At 64.7% G+C, this 15,155-nt stretch carries 14 protein-coding genes and 1 pseudogene; 6 read left to right on the top strand and 9 right to left on the bottom strand.

Annotated features, from left to right (window positions below; translation table 11 throughout):
- Positions 1 to 138: 138 nt before the first annotated feature.
- Positions 139 to 519, top strand: coding sequence for a hypothetical protein (locus NHH88_12065; GenBank protein USX16474.1), 381 nt, complete (start codon positions 139 to 141; stop codon positions 517 to 519).
- 54 nt (positions 520 to 573) lie between these two features.
- Here the strand turns inward: NHH88_12065 and NHH88_12060 are convergent, their stop codons facing one another.
- From NHH88_12060 to NHH88_12045, 4 genes are all read right to left on the bottom strand, one after another.
- Positions 574 to 1,638, bottom strand: coding sequence for a porin (locus tag NHH88_12060; protein USX16473.1), 1,065 nt, complete (start codon positions 1,636 to 1,638; stop codon positions 574 to 576).
- A 25-nt stretch (positions 1,639 to 1,663) separates the two neighbouring features.
- Positions 1,664 to 5,287 carry a hydantoinase B/oxoprolinase family protein gene (locus NHH88_12055; protein ID USX16472.1) on the bottom strand — a complete coding sequence of 1,208 codons (3,624 nt, stop codon included), beginning with the start codon at positions 5,285 to 5,287 and terminating at the stop codon, positions 1,664 to 1,666.
- Between the two features lie 44 nt (positions 5,288 to 5,331).
- Complete coding sequence (locus tag NHH88_12050; protein ID USX16471.1) at positions 5,332 to 6,609, bottom strand: MFS transporter; 1,278 nt, start codon at positions 6,607 to 6,609, stop codon at positions 5,332 to 5,334.
- Between the two features lie 83 nt (positions 6,610 to 6,692).
- The gene (locus NHH88_12045) at positions 6,693 to 7,466 is read right to left on the bottom strand and encodes a putative hydro-lyase (GenBank protein ID USX16470.1); all 774 of its coding nucleotides are present in this window, start codon (positions 7,464 to 7,466) and stop codon (positions 6,693 to 6,695) included.
- Positions 7,467 to 7,619: 153 nt separating this feature from the next.
- On the opposite strand from NHH88_12045, the gene NHH88_12040 reads away from it, so the two are divergent.
- Complete coding sequence (locus NHH88_12040; GenBank protein ID USX16469.1) at positions 7,620 to 8,555, top strand: LysR family transcriptional regulator; 936 nt, start codon at positions 7,620 to 7,622, stop codon at positions 8,553 to 8,555.
- Between the two features lie 161 nt (positions 8,556 to 8,716).
- Here the strand turns inward: NHH88_12040 and NHH88_12035 are convergent.
- Positions 8,717 to 9,649: pseudogene (locus NHH88_12035) on the bottom strand (pyridoxamine 5'-phosphate oxidase family protein).
- Positions 9,650 to 9,652: 3 nt separating this feature from the next.
- Positions 9,653 to 10,276 (bottom strand): glutathione S-transferase, encoded by a 624-nt coding sequence (locus NHH88_12030; GenBank protein ID USX16468.1) that lies wholly within the window; start codon positions 10,274 to 10,276, stop codon positions 9,653 to 9,655.
- Between the two features lie 120 nt (positions 10,277 to 10,396).
- On the opposite strand from NHH88_12030, the gene NHH88_12025 reads away from it, so the two are divergent.
- On the top strand, positions 10,397 to 11,308 hold the full coding sequence (locus tag NHH88_12025; GenBank protein USX16467.1) for a LysR family transcriptional regulator: 912 nt from the start codon (positions 10,397 to 10,399) through the stop codon (positions 11,306 to 11,308).
- Here the strand turns inward: NHH88_12025 and NHH88_12020 are convergent.
- Positions 11,305 to 12,207, bottom strand: coding sequence for a DMT family transporter (locus tag NHH88_12020; protein ID USX16466.1), 903 nt, complete (start codon positions 12,205 to 12,207; stop codon positions 11,305 to 11,307). The genes NHH88_12025 and NHH88_12020 overlap by 4 nt on opposite strands.
- 137 nt (positions 12,208 to 12,344) lie before the next feature.
- Here NHH88_12020 and NHH88_12015 point away from each other — a divergent pair, with 137 nt between their 5' ends.
- From NHH88_12015 to panC, 3 genes are read left to right on the top strand one after another with little or no spacing between them, the layout of a single operon-like run.
- Positions 12,345 to 12,554 carry a DUF3460 family protein gene (locus tag NHH88_12015; protein USX16465.1) on the top strand — a complete coding sequence of 70 codons (210 nt, stop codon included), beginning with the start codon at positions 12,345 to 12,347 and terminating at the stop codon, positions 12,552 to 12,554.
- Between the two features lie 18 nt (positions 12,555 to 12,572).
- Positions 12,573 to 13,493: a segregation/condensation protein A gene (locus NHH88_12010; protein ID USX16464.1), complete on the top strand. Its 921-nt coding sequence runs from the start codon at positions 12,573 to 12,575 to the stop codon at positions 13,491 to 13,493.
- 50 nt (positions 13,494 to 13,543) lie between these two features.
- Positions 13,544 to 14,383 carry a pantoate--beta-alanine ligase gene (gene panC, locus NHH88_12005; GenBank protein ID USX16463.1) on the top strand — a complete coding sequence of 280 codons (840 nt, stop codon included), beginning with the start codon at positions 13,544 to 13,546 and terminating at the stop codon, positions 14,381 to 14,383.
- On the opposite strand, the gene NHH88_12000 is transcribed toward panC, so the two are convergent.
- Together NHH88_12000 and NHH88_11995 are read right to left on the bottom strand one after the other, a co-directional pair.
- Complete coding sequence (locus NHH88_12000; GenBank protein ID USX16462.1) at positions 14,380 to 14,664, bottom strand: hypothetical protein; 285 nt, start codon at positions 14,662 to 14,664, stop codon at positions 14,380 to 14,382. The genes panC and NHH88_12000 overlap by 4 nt on opposite strands.
- 15 nt (positions 14,665 to 14,679) lie before the next feature.
- Positions 14,680 to 15,072: a hypothetical protein gene (locus NHH88_11995; GenBank protein ID USX16461.1), complete on the bottom strand. Its 393-nt coding sequence runs from the start codon at positions 15,070 to 15,072 to the stop codon at positions 14,680 to 14,682.
- Positions 15,073 to 15,155: the final 83 nt, after the last annotated feature.

The raw sequence follows: 15,155 nt of genomic DNA, 5'->3' as shown, positions 1-15,155 counted from the left end.
TTGCCGTCCCGCAGCAGCATGCGGGACGGCATCTTTAGCGCGTCGATTCCGACCATGACGCGAGAAATCGTCCTACGCAAGCGCTCAGCTTGCTGTGAAAAAATGGGTCTCCATTCATCGAACAACGAGGAGTCACCCATGAACACCAAATTGACCGTCATGATTGCCGCAATGTGCATGAGCGCGAGCGTGTTCGCGCAGACCCAGCCGACCGGCCAGTCCGCCACGCCAACCGGCCAGTCCGCTACCGCAGCGGGCACCAGCAACACCGGCACGCCAACCGTGGGCCAGAGCACCAACAATAGCGGCGAGCAAAACGCCACCGCCATGCAAAACAACAGCAACACCCAGAATACCGCGACGCCACGCAACGCCCAGCGCAAGACCGACAAGGCGATGCAGCAGTCCAAAGTGAACGCCGATTGCGCTCAAGGCCATACCGACGGCCATGCGACCGCGCCAACCCATAGCGGCACCTCGACCGCCCAAGGTTGCGACACCAAGACCATCCAGCGCTGATATGCGTGACAGCACGTGGGGCTAGCCGGGCCGTCCGGCAGCCCCATCGTAGTTTCAGAAGACGTGGCGGATGCCGAGGTTGACGCCCCGGTTGCCCGTCCCGCCCTCGATGGCGCTGCCCACCGTATAGCCGGCGCCGTTCTTGTTGCGGATGTAAGCGTACACGCCATACAAATCCGTGCGTTTCGACAGGTAGTAACGATACCCGCCCGCCAACTGCTGCGCGTCCTGATTAAAGCCCGTCTTGTCGTTTTTACGGATGTACGACGCCAGCCAAACCCCACTCCCCCGTGGGACCGTCACCCCCACCAGCATCACGTCGCTGTCGGTGCTTGGCGTCGGCGCGACCGCGTAGCCGAACGGGTTCCCCAAGTTGCGCGGCAGCGCGCTGTTCACCCCCTTGTCGATACCGTAGGCGCCGTGCAGCTTCATGACGCCCGCGTCGTATAACGCCGTCAACACCGTGTTGTTGGCGGCGCTGGTGTTCTTCAGCGTGGCCGTATCGTTGTCGCGATGGTGCGTCGCCAGGCGCAAGGTCAGCGCGCCGCGATTGTAGATCAGCGATCCGCCCAACTGGCGGCCCGCCGCGCTGTCGCCGGAGACCTCGCCCGCGCCGTACACCAGCTCCACCGTGACACCACCCAGCACCGGCGACACGTACTTGATCGCGTTGTCCATGCGGCTTGCGCTATTGCCGGTCGACGCCATCAGGTTCTTGGTGTCGCCCGCCGTGCCGGAACCGAACGGATCGACCGTCGCCACGGCCAGGTACTGCGGCGTGTACTGGCGGCCCAGGGTGATCGTGCCGGATCGGGTCTGCAGGCCGACATAGGCCTGGCGTCCGAACAGCAAGCCGCCCTGCCCCATCGCGCCGGTATCGGACTGAAAGCCGTTCTCCAGCAGGAAGACGGCCGACATGCCGCCGCCCAGGTCCTCAGTGCCCTTGAAGCCGAGCCGCGATCCCGCTTCGACACCGCTGGTCAGTTTGGTGGTGGTGGCGATGCCGCCGCTTTCGCGCACCAGCGCCATGTCGACGATGCCGTACACCGTCACATTCGATTGGGCGACAGCCGTCGCCGCCGATGCGGCGAGCATCAGCGCAAGCATGGTTTTTTTCATTGTGGACTCCCCTATGATTGAATCGTTATTGTTTTGAACCGAAGCCGCCGCCGCCCGGCGTTTCAATGGCGAAGACATCGCCCGCTTGCATGTCCGTGGTATGGGTGGCGCCGAATTCCTCCACCGAGCCGTCGCCGCGTTCGACCCAGTTGCGTCCCAAAGCGCCCGGCTGCGCCCCCTCAAGCCCGAACGGCGCGACGCGGCGGTGGCCCGCCAGGATGTTGGCCGTCATCGCCTCCAGGAAGCGGATGCGGCGCAGCGCGCCGTCGCCGCCACGGTGCGTGCCGCCGCCGCCGCTGCCGCGACGGATCGCGTGCGTCTCTACCAGCACCGGGAAGCGCCACTCCAGCACCTCCGGATCGGTCATGCGCGAGTTGGTCATGTGGGTCTGCACCGCCGCCGTGCCATGGAAACCGGGGCCGGCGCCGGAACCGCCGGCAATGGTCTCGTAGTACTGGTGCTCGTCGTTCCCGAACGTGAAGTTGTTCATCGTTCCCTGCGAGGCCGACATCACCCCCAAGGCGCCGTACAAGGCGTCGGTGACGGTCTGCGACACCTCCACGTTACCCGCCACCACGGCCGCCGGATAGCGCGGATTGAGCATCGAGCCTTCCGGGATGATCAGCTTGAGCGGCTTGAGCACGCCCTCGTTCATCGGAATGTCGCTGTCGATCAGGGTGCGGAACACGTACAGCACCGCCGCCTTGCACACCGACAGCGGCGCGTTGAAGTTGGTCGGCCGCTGCTCGCTGGTGCCGGTGAAGTCGACGATGGCGCCGCCGCTGTAATGGTCGATGGTCAGCTTGACCTTGACCACCGCGCCGTCGTCCATCTCGTAGGCGAAGCTGGCGTCGCGCAGGCCGACGATGGCCTTGCGTACCGCCGCCTCGGCGTTGTCCTGCACGTGGCCCATGTAGGCCAGCACCACGTCCTCGCCATAGGTCGACACGGCCTTCAGCAGTTCGTTGGCGCCGGTCTCGCAGGCGCCCAGCTGGGCGATCAGGTCGGAGATGTTCTGGTCGATATTACGGCTCGGCCAAGGACCGGCGGCGAACAGGCCGCGCACCAGCGGCTCCAGGAACACGCCCTTGTCGACGATCTTGACGTTATCCAGCAAAACGCCCTCCTCCTCGATGGTGGTGCTGTTGGGCGGCATCGAGCCGGGCGTGATGCCGCCGACGTCGCCGTGGTGGCCGCGCGCGGCAACGTAGAACAGCGGCGCGCCCCAGCCGGTCTCGCCGTACACTGGACACACCACGGTGATATCGGGCAGGTGGGTGCCGCCGTTGTAGGGCACATTGAGCACATAGGCGTCGCCCGGCGCCATGGTTTTGGCGTGCTGGCGGATCACGCACAACACGCTGTCGCTCATCGAACCCAGATGGACCGGAATGTGCGGCGCGTTGGCGATCAGGTTGCCGTCGCGGTCGAAGATCGCGCAGGAGAAGTCCAGCCGCTCCTTCATGTTGACCGAGTAGGCGGTGTTCTCCAGGGTGGTGCCCATCTGGCGCGCGATGGCCATGAACAGGTTGTTGAAGATCTCCAGGTGGATCGGATGCGCGGCGGTGGTCATCTTGTGCGCGCTGCCGGCGGTGCCGCTGCGCTCCAGCAGCAAGGTGCGGTCCGGCAGCACGCTGGCGCTCCAGCCGGCATCGACCACAGTGGTGGCGATTTCCTCGCGGATCAGCGCCGGGCCGGCGACGCGGCTGCCCACCGCCAGGTCGGCGCGCACGTGCAGCGCGATCGGCACGGTCTGGCCGTCGACGTAGCTGTAGACGCGGCCGGAACCAGTGTCGGCTCCGCCGTTGGCCGGCACCTCGATCACGAAGTCGGCGCCATCGCCGGCGCCGATGGCTTCCGCCGACACCGATTCGATCACCAGCGGCTGGCCCTCCATAACGAAGCCGAACCGGCCGCGATACAGCACCGCGAACGCTTCCGCCATCTCCTCGACGCCGGCCAGCGCGATAACAAAGGCCGAATCGCTGTCCTGGTATTTCAGGCGCGCACACAGTTCGACGCGGATATCGTCTTCCGCCACCTGCTGCACCAGCAGGTCGGCGTGCGCCTGGCGCGCCAGTTCGGCCAACTGCGGCCGCAGCGCCTCCAGCGAGGCGGCGTTCAGCGGCTGTTCGACCGCGCCCTCGCGCATCGCCCGGATGTCGGCCAGCCCCATCCCGAAGGCCGACAGCACGCCCGCGAAGGGATGGATGACGATCTTGGTCATGCCCAGCACGTCCGCCACGCGGCACGCGTGCTGGCCGCCGGCGCCGCCGAAGCAGCACATGGCGTAGCGGCTGACGTCATAGCCGCGCTCCACCGAGATCGACTTGATCGCCTGCGCCATGTTGTCGACGGCGACCGCCAGGAAGCCATCGGCGACGGCCGACGGCGACAGGCGCGTGCCGGTTTCGCGTTCGATCTTCGCGGCCAGTTCGCCGAAGGCGCGCACCACCACGTCGCGGTCCAGCGGCAGGTCCCCGTTGGGGCCGAAGACGTGCGGGAAGTGCTCCGGCTGGATGCGCCCCAGCATGACGTTACAGTCGGTGACGGTCAGCGGCCCGCCCTTGCGGTAGCTGGCCGGTCCCGGATTGGCGCCGGCCGATTCCGGCCCCACCTTGAAGCGGCCGTTCTCGAAACTGCAGATCGAGCCGCCGCCCGCCGCCACGGTATGGATATGCATCATCGGCGCGCGCACCCGCACGCCGGCCACCACGGTCTCGAACACGCGTTCGTAGGCGCCGTCGTAGTGGGCGACGTCGGTCGAGGTGCCGCCCATGTCGAAGCCGATCACCTGTTTCAGGCCGATCGCCTCGCAGCTCTTGACGGCGCCGACGATGCCGCCGGCGGGGCCGGACAGGATCGCGTCCTTGCCCTGGAAGCGGCCGGCGTCCGTCAGGCCGCCGTTCGACTGCATGAACATGATGCGGGTGTCCCCGGTGTCGGCCGACACGCGGGAGACGTAGTCGCGCAACACGGGCGACAGATAAGCATCGACCACAGTGGTGTCGCCACGGCCGACGATCTTCATCAGCGGGCTGACCTGGTGGCTGACCGATATCTGCGTGAAGCCCGCCTCCTCGGCCAGGGCGCGCAAGCGCAGCTCGTGCTGCGGATAGCGGTAGGCGTGCATCAAGACGATGGCGATGGCGGCGATGCCCTTCTCACGCAGGCTGGCGAACTGGCGGCGCAGCAGTTCCTCGTCCGGGGCCTGCAGCACATCGCCGTGGGCGCCGATGCGCTCATCGATCTCGATCACTTCCTCGTAGATCAGGTCCGGCAACTCAATGTGCATGGCGAAGATGTCGGGCCGGTCCTGGTAACCGATGCGCAGCTGGTCGGCGAAGCCGCGCGTGATCGCCAGCGCGGTGCGCGCGCCCTTGCGCTCCAACAGCGCGTTGGTGGCGACGGTGGTGCCCATCTTGATCACTTCGATCTGGTCCGACGGCAGCGGATCGCCGGTTTTCAATCCCAGCATGTCACGCATGCCCTGGGTGACCGCGTCGTCGTAGCGCTCCGGGTACTCGGACAACAGCTTGTGCGTCACCAGCTTGCCGTCCGGACGGCGGGCGACGATGTCGGTGAAGGTGCCGCCACGGTCGACCCAGAATTGCCACAGCATGGATTGGGTAGGAATGTCGTTTTTCATGTTGATGCCTTTGATCTTTGTACGGTAAGGTCAGGATTCAAAACTCAGGATTCAAGCTTCTTGCCGGCTGTTTCGGGCAGCGTCAGCGCCGCGAGGATCATCACGCCGTACGCGGTGCCGGCGAAGACGCCGATCGCCTCGCCCAGCGCCATGGAATTGCTGCTCAAGCCGATCATCAGCGGGAACAGCGAGCCGATGGCGCGGCCCATGTTGTAGCTGAAGCCCTGGCCCGAACCGCGCATCGAAGTCGGGAACAACTCGGTCAGGAAGGCGCCCATGCCGCTGAAGACGCCGGAGACGCAGAAGCCGAGCGGGAAGCCGAGGAACAGCATCACGCTGTCGTTGACCGGCAGCCGGGTATAGGCCAGGGCGATGCACATCGAACCGGTGGCGAACAGGATGAAGTTCTTCTTGCGTCCCAGGTAATCGGTCAGGAAAGCGCTGACGATGTAGCCGACATACGAGCCGACGATGACCATCGCCAGATAGCCGCCGGTGCCCAGCACCGTCAGATGGCGCTCGGTCTTGAGGAAGGTCGGCAGCCAGGTGGTGATGGCGTAGTAGCCGCCCTGGGCGCCGGTGGTCAGCAGCACGGCGCGCACGGTCACGCTGAGCATCTTCGGCGCGAAGATGGCGGTGAACTTGACGCGGTCCTCGCTGCTCGCCCGCACTTTGTTTTGCTCGGCGATGAAGACATCCGGCTCATCGACGAAGCGGCGGATGAAGATCACGAACAGCGCCGGCAAAATCCCCAGCAGGAACAGCGAACGCCATGCCCATTCCGGCGGCAGCAGCGAGAACATCAGCGCGTACAGCAAGGCCGACATGCCCCAGCCCAGCGCCCATCCCGCCTGCACCATGCCTACCGCCTTGCCGCGGTCCTTGGCGCGTATCACCTCGCCGATCAGGATGGCGCCGGCGGTCCACTCGCCGCCCATGCCAAAGCCCATCAGGCCGCGTGCCCACAACAGCTGTTCGAAGTTCTGCGCGAAGCCGCACAACACGGTGAAGAAGGCGAACCACAGGATGGTGATCTGCAGCGTCTTGACGCGGCCGATACGGTCCGACATGATGCCGGCGATCCAGCCGCCGGCGGCGGAGGTCAGCAAGGTGACGGTGCCGATCAAGCCGGCGTCGCCCTTGGACAGGCCCCAGGTGGCGATCAAGGTCGGGATCACGAAACTGAGGAACTGCGTGTCCATCGCGTCGAGCGCGTAACCGATCTTGCAGCTCCAGAAGGTGCGGCGCTCCTTGCTGGTCAAGGCGTGGAACCAGGCGAAATACCCTTCCGGCTGGCTGGTGCTGGCTACTTTTGTGTTCATCGTGCTCTCCCTTTTTTAGAATGCGGCGGTCCCCCGGGTGCCTGTGCGGACCCGTTAGCGAGGACGTTGCCATGTTGTTTAACTTAGAATGCGGCTAGCGAGGCGTTGCGTATATCCGTCACCAGCATGTAGCCCGGCTGGTGGGTGATCACCAGCGGCAGCTGCGCGTGGCGTATGGCCTCCTGCGGCGTGACGCCGCACGGCCAGAAGACTGGAATTTCGTCGGGCATGACTTCGACCGCGTCGCCGTAGTCGGGTAGCCCGAGGTTGCCGATGCCGATCAGCGAAGGGTCGCCCAGATGAATCGGGGCGCCATGGACGGCCGGGAAGCGGCTGGTGATCTGGATCGCGCGGATGGCGTCGGCCGCCTTCATCGGTCGCATCGACACCACCATCTCGCCGCCGAACGGGCCGGCGGCCTGGTTGCGGATATTGGTGCGGTACATGGCGACGTTGCGGCGCTGCTCGATGTGGCGCATCCGGATGCCGGCGTCCATCAGCATCTGTTCGAACGAGAACGAACAGCCGATCGCGAACACCACCAGGTCGTCGCGCCAGATGTCGTGCAGCGCCGCCGTTTGCGCCGACAGCACGCCTTCGCGATAGACGTTGTAGCCGGGCGTGTCGCTGCGCAGGTCCATGTCGGCGCCGAGGCTGGAGACATTCCATTGACCGGGTTCGCCAACCGCCAGCAGCGGGCAGGCGCGCTGGTTGCGCTGACAGAAAAGCAGGAAGGCGTCGGCGTGCGCCTGCGGCAGGATCACCAGGTTGGCCTGCGCGTAGTCGCCGCAGTAGCCGGCCGTCGGCAAGCGGAATTCGCCGCTGCGCACTTTGTGTCTGAGTTCAAGAGGAGTCATGGTCGTTTCGCTCACTAGTCATATGAAAACTGCATGACTTCAGAATAAACGTGAATATCACATCATGCTATCTAGTTATTTTTGCTGTTGTTGTATAGTTTTTCTTATCGCCGTGCGCTATCCCGGTGCATAAGGTTAAGGTATTCTTGTTCCATGAATACCCGATTCCTCGAAACCTTCGTCGCGCTGGCGCAGTTGCGCAGCTTCCGTGCCACCGCCCGCGCGCTGCACGCGACGCCGGCCGCGATCTCCTTGCGTATCAAGTCGCTAGAGGAGGAATTGCAGACGGAGCTGATCGATCGGACCTGCAAGGACTTCCGGCTGACGGCCAACGCCGAGTACTTGTTGGGGCATGCGAAAGCGGTGGTTGACGCCACCCGCAGGCTGCAGGCAGCGGCGCACAAAGATAGTGCGGTGCGCGGCCGCTTGCGTCTCGGGGTGATCGAATCGGTGGTCCACAGCTGGCTGGCGCAGTACATCCGGCAGCTCAATGTGTTGTATCCGGAGCTTGAAGTCGATCTGGCGGTCGATATGAGCAATGTGCTCGAACGCCGCCTGCGGGCGCGCGAGCTCGATCTGGTGATCCAGGTCGAGGGCGTCGAGAGCAACGACATCGTCTCGGAGGCGCTGGCGGTCTATCCGCTGCACTGGATCGCGCGCAGTGGCTTGCTCGACACGCGCAAGGAGGGGTTGAACCAGCGGCTGCTGCAACTGCCGATCCTGACCTTCGGACGCGGCACCGCGCCGCAGCGCGCGCTGGAGGAAATCGTCAGCAAGATGGCCAATCTGGCGATGATCCCGCTGGAGCAGACGCGCATCACCTGCTCGCCGTCGGTGGCGGCGATCGTCCAGTTGGTCAAGGACGGCTATGGCGTAGCGGCGATTCCCAGCCTGTTCGTCGTGTCGTCGCTGGAGAACGGGGAGTTCATCGAGCTGCCGGTGCAGCCGGAGCCGCCGTCGATCATTGTCTCGCTGTGCTTCCACACCAACGCCGAGATGCTGGTGCACGCGGCGGCCAACGCCGCCCGCCACGCCTGCGCCACCTATTGCGCGCAGATCGACCCGCGTTATATCAAGTCGCTAGGCTAGCGGCCACACGCGCTGGCGCCTTCTAAACCACGTAGGGCGGATTAGCGAAGCGTAATCGGCCATGCATGCGCCGACGACGACTCATCGATGGCCGATTACGGCGTTCCGCCTAATCCGCCCTACGTGTCTCCATGGCTCGCTTGGGTCCAACTCCCGGTGCGCGCGATCTGCACCGCCGGCTGCGGCTCGCTCCAGCGGAACGGCAGCGCACCGGCGTTGCGCACCACTTCGCGTAGGTGAAACCGCAGCAAACGCTCGGCCGCGGTGAAGGCTTCCACTTCAGGCCCGTCCCAGATGATCTCCGCCTCCACCGCCAGGTGCAGCAGGTCGCCGCGCTCGAAGTCGATGAACAGCAAGCCGGCACGTGGATGCTCCAGCAAATTCCCCGCCGTGTTGAAGAAAAAATTACCGCGAAACTCGGGCGATGTCAGCGTGTTAGCGTCATCGACGCGCACGAAGCCGGGTCGCCCTCCCCGATGCGAGACATCGACACCGCGCGCGCGGCCGGCATCGGCGTCCAGGTTGGCGCTGGCGATGAAAAACGTATCCGACCGCGCGATCAACGCCCGGTCCTCGTCGCCGAGCGCCGTGGCGCGCGATACGCGCTCGGCGCCGGCCGTGCCGATATCAGGCGCCGCGCCATGCTGGCGATGCTGGATGTACTGGGGGCAGTTGCCAAAGCTCTGCGCGACCGCGATGCGCATGCCATCGCCATCGATCGCCGTGATCACGCCATTGACGCGGTTGCGGCGGCGCGTCGTCGGCGCCAGTCCCAGGCCGCCGACATGGTCGCCCACGCGCAACCTGCCTTGCAGCGGATCGCCTGCGAGCATGCCGCCGGCGATGTCCAGCGTGCGCGCATCCAGCGTGCCGATAAAACCGGGATCGGCGGCCAGCACCGTGGCCCATGGCTGCCCCGTCTCGTCCAGCGCGCCGATGAAGAAGAACGGCAGCTCCGCAAAGAATTGGCGGTGCTGATCCGGCATGTGATCGCGCACGCCGGCGCTGCCGGCGGCGGCGATCCGCTCGCGCATGCCGACGCGCTGCTGGATCGCCAGTTCGCCGGCATGGAATGGGGAGGCCGTGGCGTCCATGGCCTACACCTGTTCCGGCGCCACGCCCGCTTGCGTGGCCGGCATGGCGACAAACCCCGGCAGCGCGCGCACGTTGGCCAGCCAGGCGCGGACGTTGGGATAAGGACTCAGCGACACACCGCCCTCCGGCGCATGCTCGATATAGCTGAAGGCGGCGACATCGGCGATGGTGGCGTGCCCGCCGACCAGGTAGCGGCGGCCTTCCAGCTCGCGCTCCATCACGTCGAACAGGCGCACGGCCACGCCTTTGACAAACTCGTGATCGAATTTGGCGCCGAACAGCGTCACCATGCGCGCGGCGGCGGGACCGTAGGCGATCTTGCCCGAGGCGGCCGACAGCCAGCGCTGCACCTGGGCGGCGGCCAGCGGATCGCGTGGCAGCCAGCGGCCGCTGCCGTCGTATTTGGCGGCCAGGTACACCAGGATCGCGGTCGAGTCGGACAGCACCGCGTCCCCGTCCTCCAGCACCGGTACTTCGCCGAAGCCGTTCAGCGCCAGGAATTCCGGCGTGCGATGTTTACCGCCGGCCAAGGGCATAGGCACGAATTCGTACGGCAACTGGAGCAGGTTGAGGAACAGCTCGGCGCGGTGCGAGTGGCCGGAAAGCGGGAAGCCGTAGAGTTTCATGAAGAGTCCTTATGTGGATGGGCGAATGAATCCAGTATAGGGAGACGTAGCCGTGCTGATAAGCCGGACAATAGCGGAATCACAGTTCACTCAAAGTGGACAATCAAGGCATAATGAGCCATGGTCGATCTCAATACCGTCAATCTGAACCGCCTGATTGCCTTCGTCGCCGTTGTCGAGGCCGGCTCGTTGACGGCCGCCGCAGAGCGGCTGGGCCTGGCCAAGTCCATGGTCAGCAAACACATGCAGCTGCTGGAAGCGGAAATCGGCGTCGGCCTGCTGGTGCGCTCGACTCGCAAGCTGAGCCTGACAGAGGCCGGACGGGCCTTCTACGAGTCCAGCCGCCAGTTGCTGCAATCGGCCGAGCAGGCCATCGAGCAGGCGCGCACCGGGCTGGACAGCCCGCAAGGCACGCTGCGCGTGGCATCGCCGATCGACTACGGGGCGATGGTGGTGGCGCCGGTGCTGGCGCAGTTGCGCGCGCGCTACCCGGCACTGCACATCGAGCTGGTCTGCGCGGACCATGTGATTGACCTGATCGCGGAAGGCATCGACGTCACGGTCCGGCTGGGCAAGCTGGCTGATTCCGGGCATATGGCAAGCCGCGTGGGGCCGCTGCGGCGTTGGCTGGTGGCCACGCCGGACTTCATCGCCCGGCACGGCATGCCCGACAATCCGGACGCGCTGGAAGCCTTGCCGTTCATCGCGCTGTCCGTGCTGCCGCAGCCGAGGGTGTTCACTTTGGACGACGGCGCCGGCCAGGTACGCGAGATACGCATGCGCAATACGGTGTTTTCCACCAACACCGCCTACGCCAGCCGCGCCGCCGCCCTGGCCGGCGTGGGCGTGCTGCGCGCCACTACTTTCCTGACCCAGGAGGACGTGGCCGCCGGCCGGCTGGTGCGGCTGCTGCCGGACTGGTCGCAGGCCGAAAGCGACATCCACGCCGTGTACCCGGCCTCGCCCCACGTGCCGCACAAAGTGCGGGCGTTTATCGATGCGCTGAAGGCGGCGACTTTACAGTCGGATTAACCCTTGCGCGCCGACACCACGATGCCGGCGACGATCAGCGCGAAGGCCACCCCATGGTAGGCGTGCGGCGCCTCGCCCAGGAAGGCCGACGACAGCAGCGCGGTAAATAGCGGCGTCAGGTTGACGAAGAAGGCGCCGATGGCCGGCCCGGCGCGCTGCACGCCTTCGCCCCAGCAACGGAAGGCGATCACCGCCGGGAATATCGCGACATACAGCAAGGCGGCGGCCAGCCACCAGCTCCATTGCACCGGAATCGCCCCCAGCCACTGCTCACCCAGCGCGAAACCACCCGACCAGAGCGCGCCGAACGCCACCTGCGCCGCCAGGAAGCTGGCCCAGTTGGCGCGGATCGCGGCCGGTTCCCTGGTCCGCATCAGCATCCAGCTATAAAACGACCAGGCGATGGTGGCCAGGATCATGAACAAATCCCCCGCCACTAGCCGCAACTCCAGCACGTGCCGCCACTCCCCGCGCGCCAGCACCACCAGCACGCCGGCGATCGACAGCGCGGCGCCGGCCATCTGGCGGCCCGAGACCGGCACGCCGAAGAACAACCGTCCCGTCAGCATCATCCACACCGGCAATCCCGAGGCGACCAGGGTGACGTTGATCGGCGTCGAGCTTTGCAGGGCCATATATTGGAACGTGTTGTACAGGCCGATGCCCATCAGCCCCAACAGGGCGTACTGCTTCCAGTATCGCCACAGCGCGCTGTCCCGGCGGAACACCGGGCCGGCCAGCGGCAACAGGATCAGCAAGGCGATCACCCAGCGCAGGAAATTGAGCAGCACCGGCGGCAACATATCGTGCACGAGGCGGCCGACGATGGCGTTGCCGGCCCACAGCAGCGGCGGCAGGGTCAGCAGAAAGATGGTTTTGGGTGTCAGGCGTGCGGTCATTTTAGTTATATCTTTGCAACATTACGCCTTTGAGCATACCCGATTCCGCCACTTTGCGTGGCCGGCGGCGATAGAATTAGCGCGTCGGCGCTGCGGCGCGGTAAAATACTCATTGCTGAGCCACTCACTTGGACTATATGAAATTCTCTAAACAACATTCGATGTACGAATCCGACCATACCTTGTTCATCAAGTCGCTGAAGGAAAAGAATCCGGCGATCGAAGAAGGTCAACGTCTGGGCCGCGCGCTGCTGTGGGACAAGGCGCCACTGTCGCTCGACGAGCAGGAACGCCAGCTCGAGTCGGCCGTCAAGCAACAAGCTTACGTCTACCAGAACAAAGTCTAAGGACTTGGGGCGGCACGGATGTTGCCAGACGATACGGCTGAACAGCCGGCCGGCGAGGTGCCAACCCCGCCGCCGGCGGTAACCGCCGACGGCGACGCCGCTGCGGAAGCCCCCGTGTCGCCGGAAGTCGCCGACGCGGCGGCCGCCGTGACGTCGGAAGTTGCCGCCCTCGCCCGCCTGTACGGCGAGCCGCTGCTCAAGCTGCCCAACGATCTGTACATTCCGCCGGACGCGCTGGAAATCTTCCTCGACGCCTTCGAAGGGCCGCTCGACCTGCTGCTCTACCTGATCCGCAAGCAAAACTTCAACATCCTCGACATCCCGATGGCGCAGCTGACGCTGCAATACCTGAAGTATGTCGACCAGATTCGCCTGTCGAACCTGGAGCTGGCCGCCGAGTACCTGCTGATGGCGGCGATGCTGATCGAGATTAAGTCGCGCATGCTGTTGCCGCAACGGCAGTCGGACCTGGAGATCGAGCACGACGATCCGCGCGCCGAGCTGGTACGCCGTCTGCTGGAGTACGAGCAGATCAAGCTGGCCGCCTACGACCTGAACGCGATCCCGCAGGTCGACCGCGATTTCGTGCGCACCCAGATCTTCATCGAGCAAAGCCTGGTGCCGACCTGGCCGGAGGTGGCGCCGATCGACCTGCAGCAAGCCTGGCTGGACGTGATCAAACGCGCCAAGCTGACCCAGCACCACAAGATCAGCCGCGAGGAGCTGTCCGTGCGCGAGCATATGACAGGCATCCTGCGGCGCCTGCAATCGAGCCGGTTCGTCGAGTTCGCCGACCTGTTCGACATCGCCGGCGGCGTGCCGGTGGTGGTGGTGAACTTTGTCGCGCTGCTCGAGCTGGCCAAGGAAACGCTGATCGAGATCACCCAGGCCGAGCCGTTCGCCCCCATCTACGTGCGCCTGGCCTATTCGCCCGCCTGAACCCGGCCCGCGCTAACCGAATTCCCTTTTACGCTGATAGCGAACATGTCATGAAAATCATCACCACCATTGAAGAACTGCGCGACCAACTGAGCGGTCAACTGCGCACCGCCTTCGTCCCGACGATGGGCAACCTGCACGAGGGCCACCTGTCGCTGATGCGCCTGGCGCGCAAGCATGGCGATCCGGTGGTCGCATCGATCTTCGTCAACCGCCTGCAGTTCGGCCCGAATGAGGACTTCGACAAGTATCCGCGCACCTTCCAGGCAGACGTCGAAAAGCTGGAGAAGGAAGGCGTCTACGTGCTGTTCGCACCGACCGAGAAGGACCTGTATCCGGAGCCGCAGGAGTTCCGCGTCAATCCGCCGGCCGACCTGGGCAACACGCTGGAAGGCGAATTCCGGCCTGGCTTCTTCACCGGCGTGACCACCATCGTGCTCAAGCTGTTCTCGTGCGTGCAGCCGAAGGTGGCTGTGTTCGGCAAGAAGGATTACCAGCAGCTGATGATGGTGCGTAACATGGCGCGCCAGTTCGCGCTGCCGACCGAGATCATCGGCGCCGAAACCTACCGCGCCGACGACGGCCTGGCGCTGTCGTCGCGCAATATGTATTTGTCGGAAGCGGAGCGCGCGGAGGCGCCGGCGCTGTTCCAAAGCCTGAACTACGTGGCCAACGAAATGCGCGCCGGCCATCTGGACATCTTCCAGGTCGAGCACAAGGCGATGGAGGATTTGGCCAAGCGCGGCTGGAAGCCGGACTATGTGTCGATCCGCAAACGCAGCGATTTGCAGCCGCCGAGCGCGGGCGATCTGGCGCAAGGCGCGCCGCTGGTGGTGCTGGCCGCCGCCAAACTGGGCTCGACCCGCCTGATCGACAATCTGGAGATTTAAGGCCCGGGCAGGACCGTCGGGGCGACCGGTGAGATGGTCACGCCCTGCGGTGAAAGCAGAATGATCACCGACGCCACCGGCTGCGCGGGTGGCTCAGGTGGCGGGGCTGCGTTGTTCAGCACGACGGTGACGGCAGTGAAGAAGATCGCCATCGACGCGAGAAAAGCACCGACCATCAGCCTCACTGCACGTGTGCCAGCTTCGGCGATCTCCCTGCCCGGGTCCGTTTCTCGTATACCGGTTCTGGCGTAGATATGATCTTTAGCGCAGTCGGCGTTCATCGTCCGAGCCTTTTATCAAGGTTTTTCTGGCACCGCCGGCATGGGCGGCAGTTGGATGACGATAGGTGGCAGGACCTGCATCGGTTGGGCTTGCAACTTTGGAATCGCGGTATTCAGCAAAAACACCATCGAGCTGAAGAAAATAGTCAGCGTGGCGATGAATATGCCGACCATCCATTTGACCATCTGGGAAGTCATGCGTTCGGCCGACTCTCTAATTTCGGTCCTCACTTGGGCAAAGCTCGCGTCCACGGCCGCGAATTTTCCATTCACCTCGGCAAATTTCCCATTCATCTCGGCGAATTTCGCATTGACATTTGCCTCGAACGCGCTCAACGCCCCATCCATGCCAGCACGGATGGCGTCGGTCTTGGCGTCGATGTAATCTTTGTCGGAGTTCGCGTTCATCCGTTTATCTTCGACCTGCGGCGCGGCCATGTCAACGCGCGCACTGAAGATATCAAGGCGGCGTTTGCGCCAGCTTAAAGAGC

The organism is Oxalobacteraceae bacterium OTU3CAMAD1, assembly GCA_024123915.1.
GTDB lineage: Bacteria > Pseudomonadota > Gammaproteobacteria > Burkholderiales > Burkholderiaceae_D > Rugamonas.
This window is presented reverse-complemented; position numbering and strand designations above follow the sequence as displayed.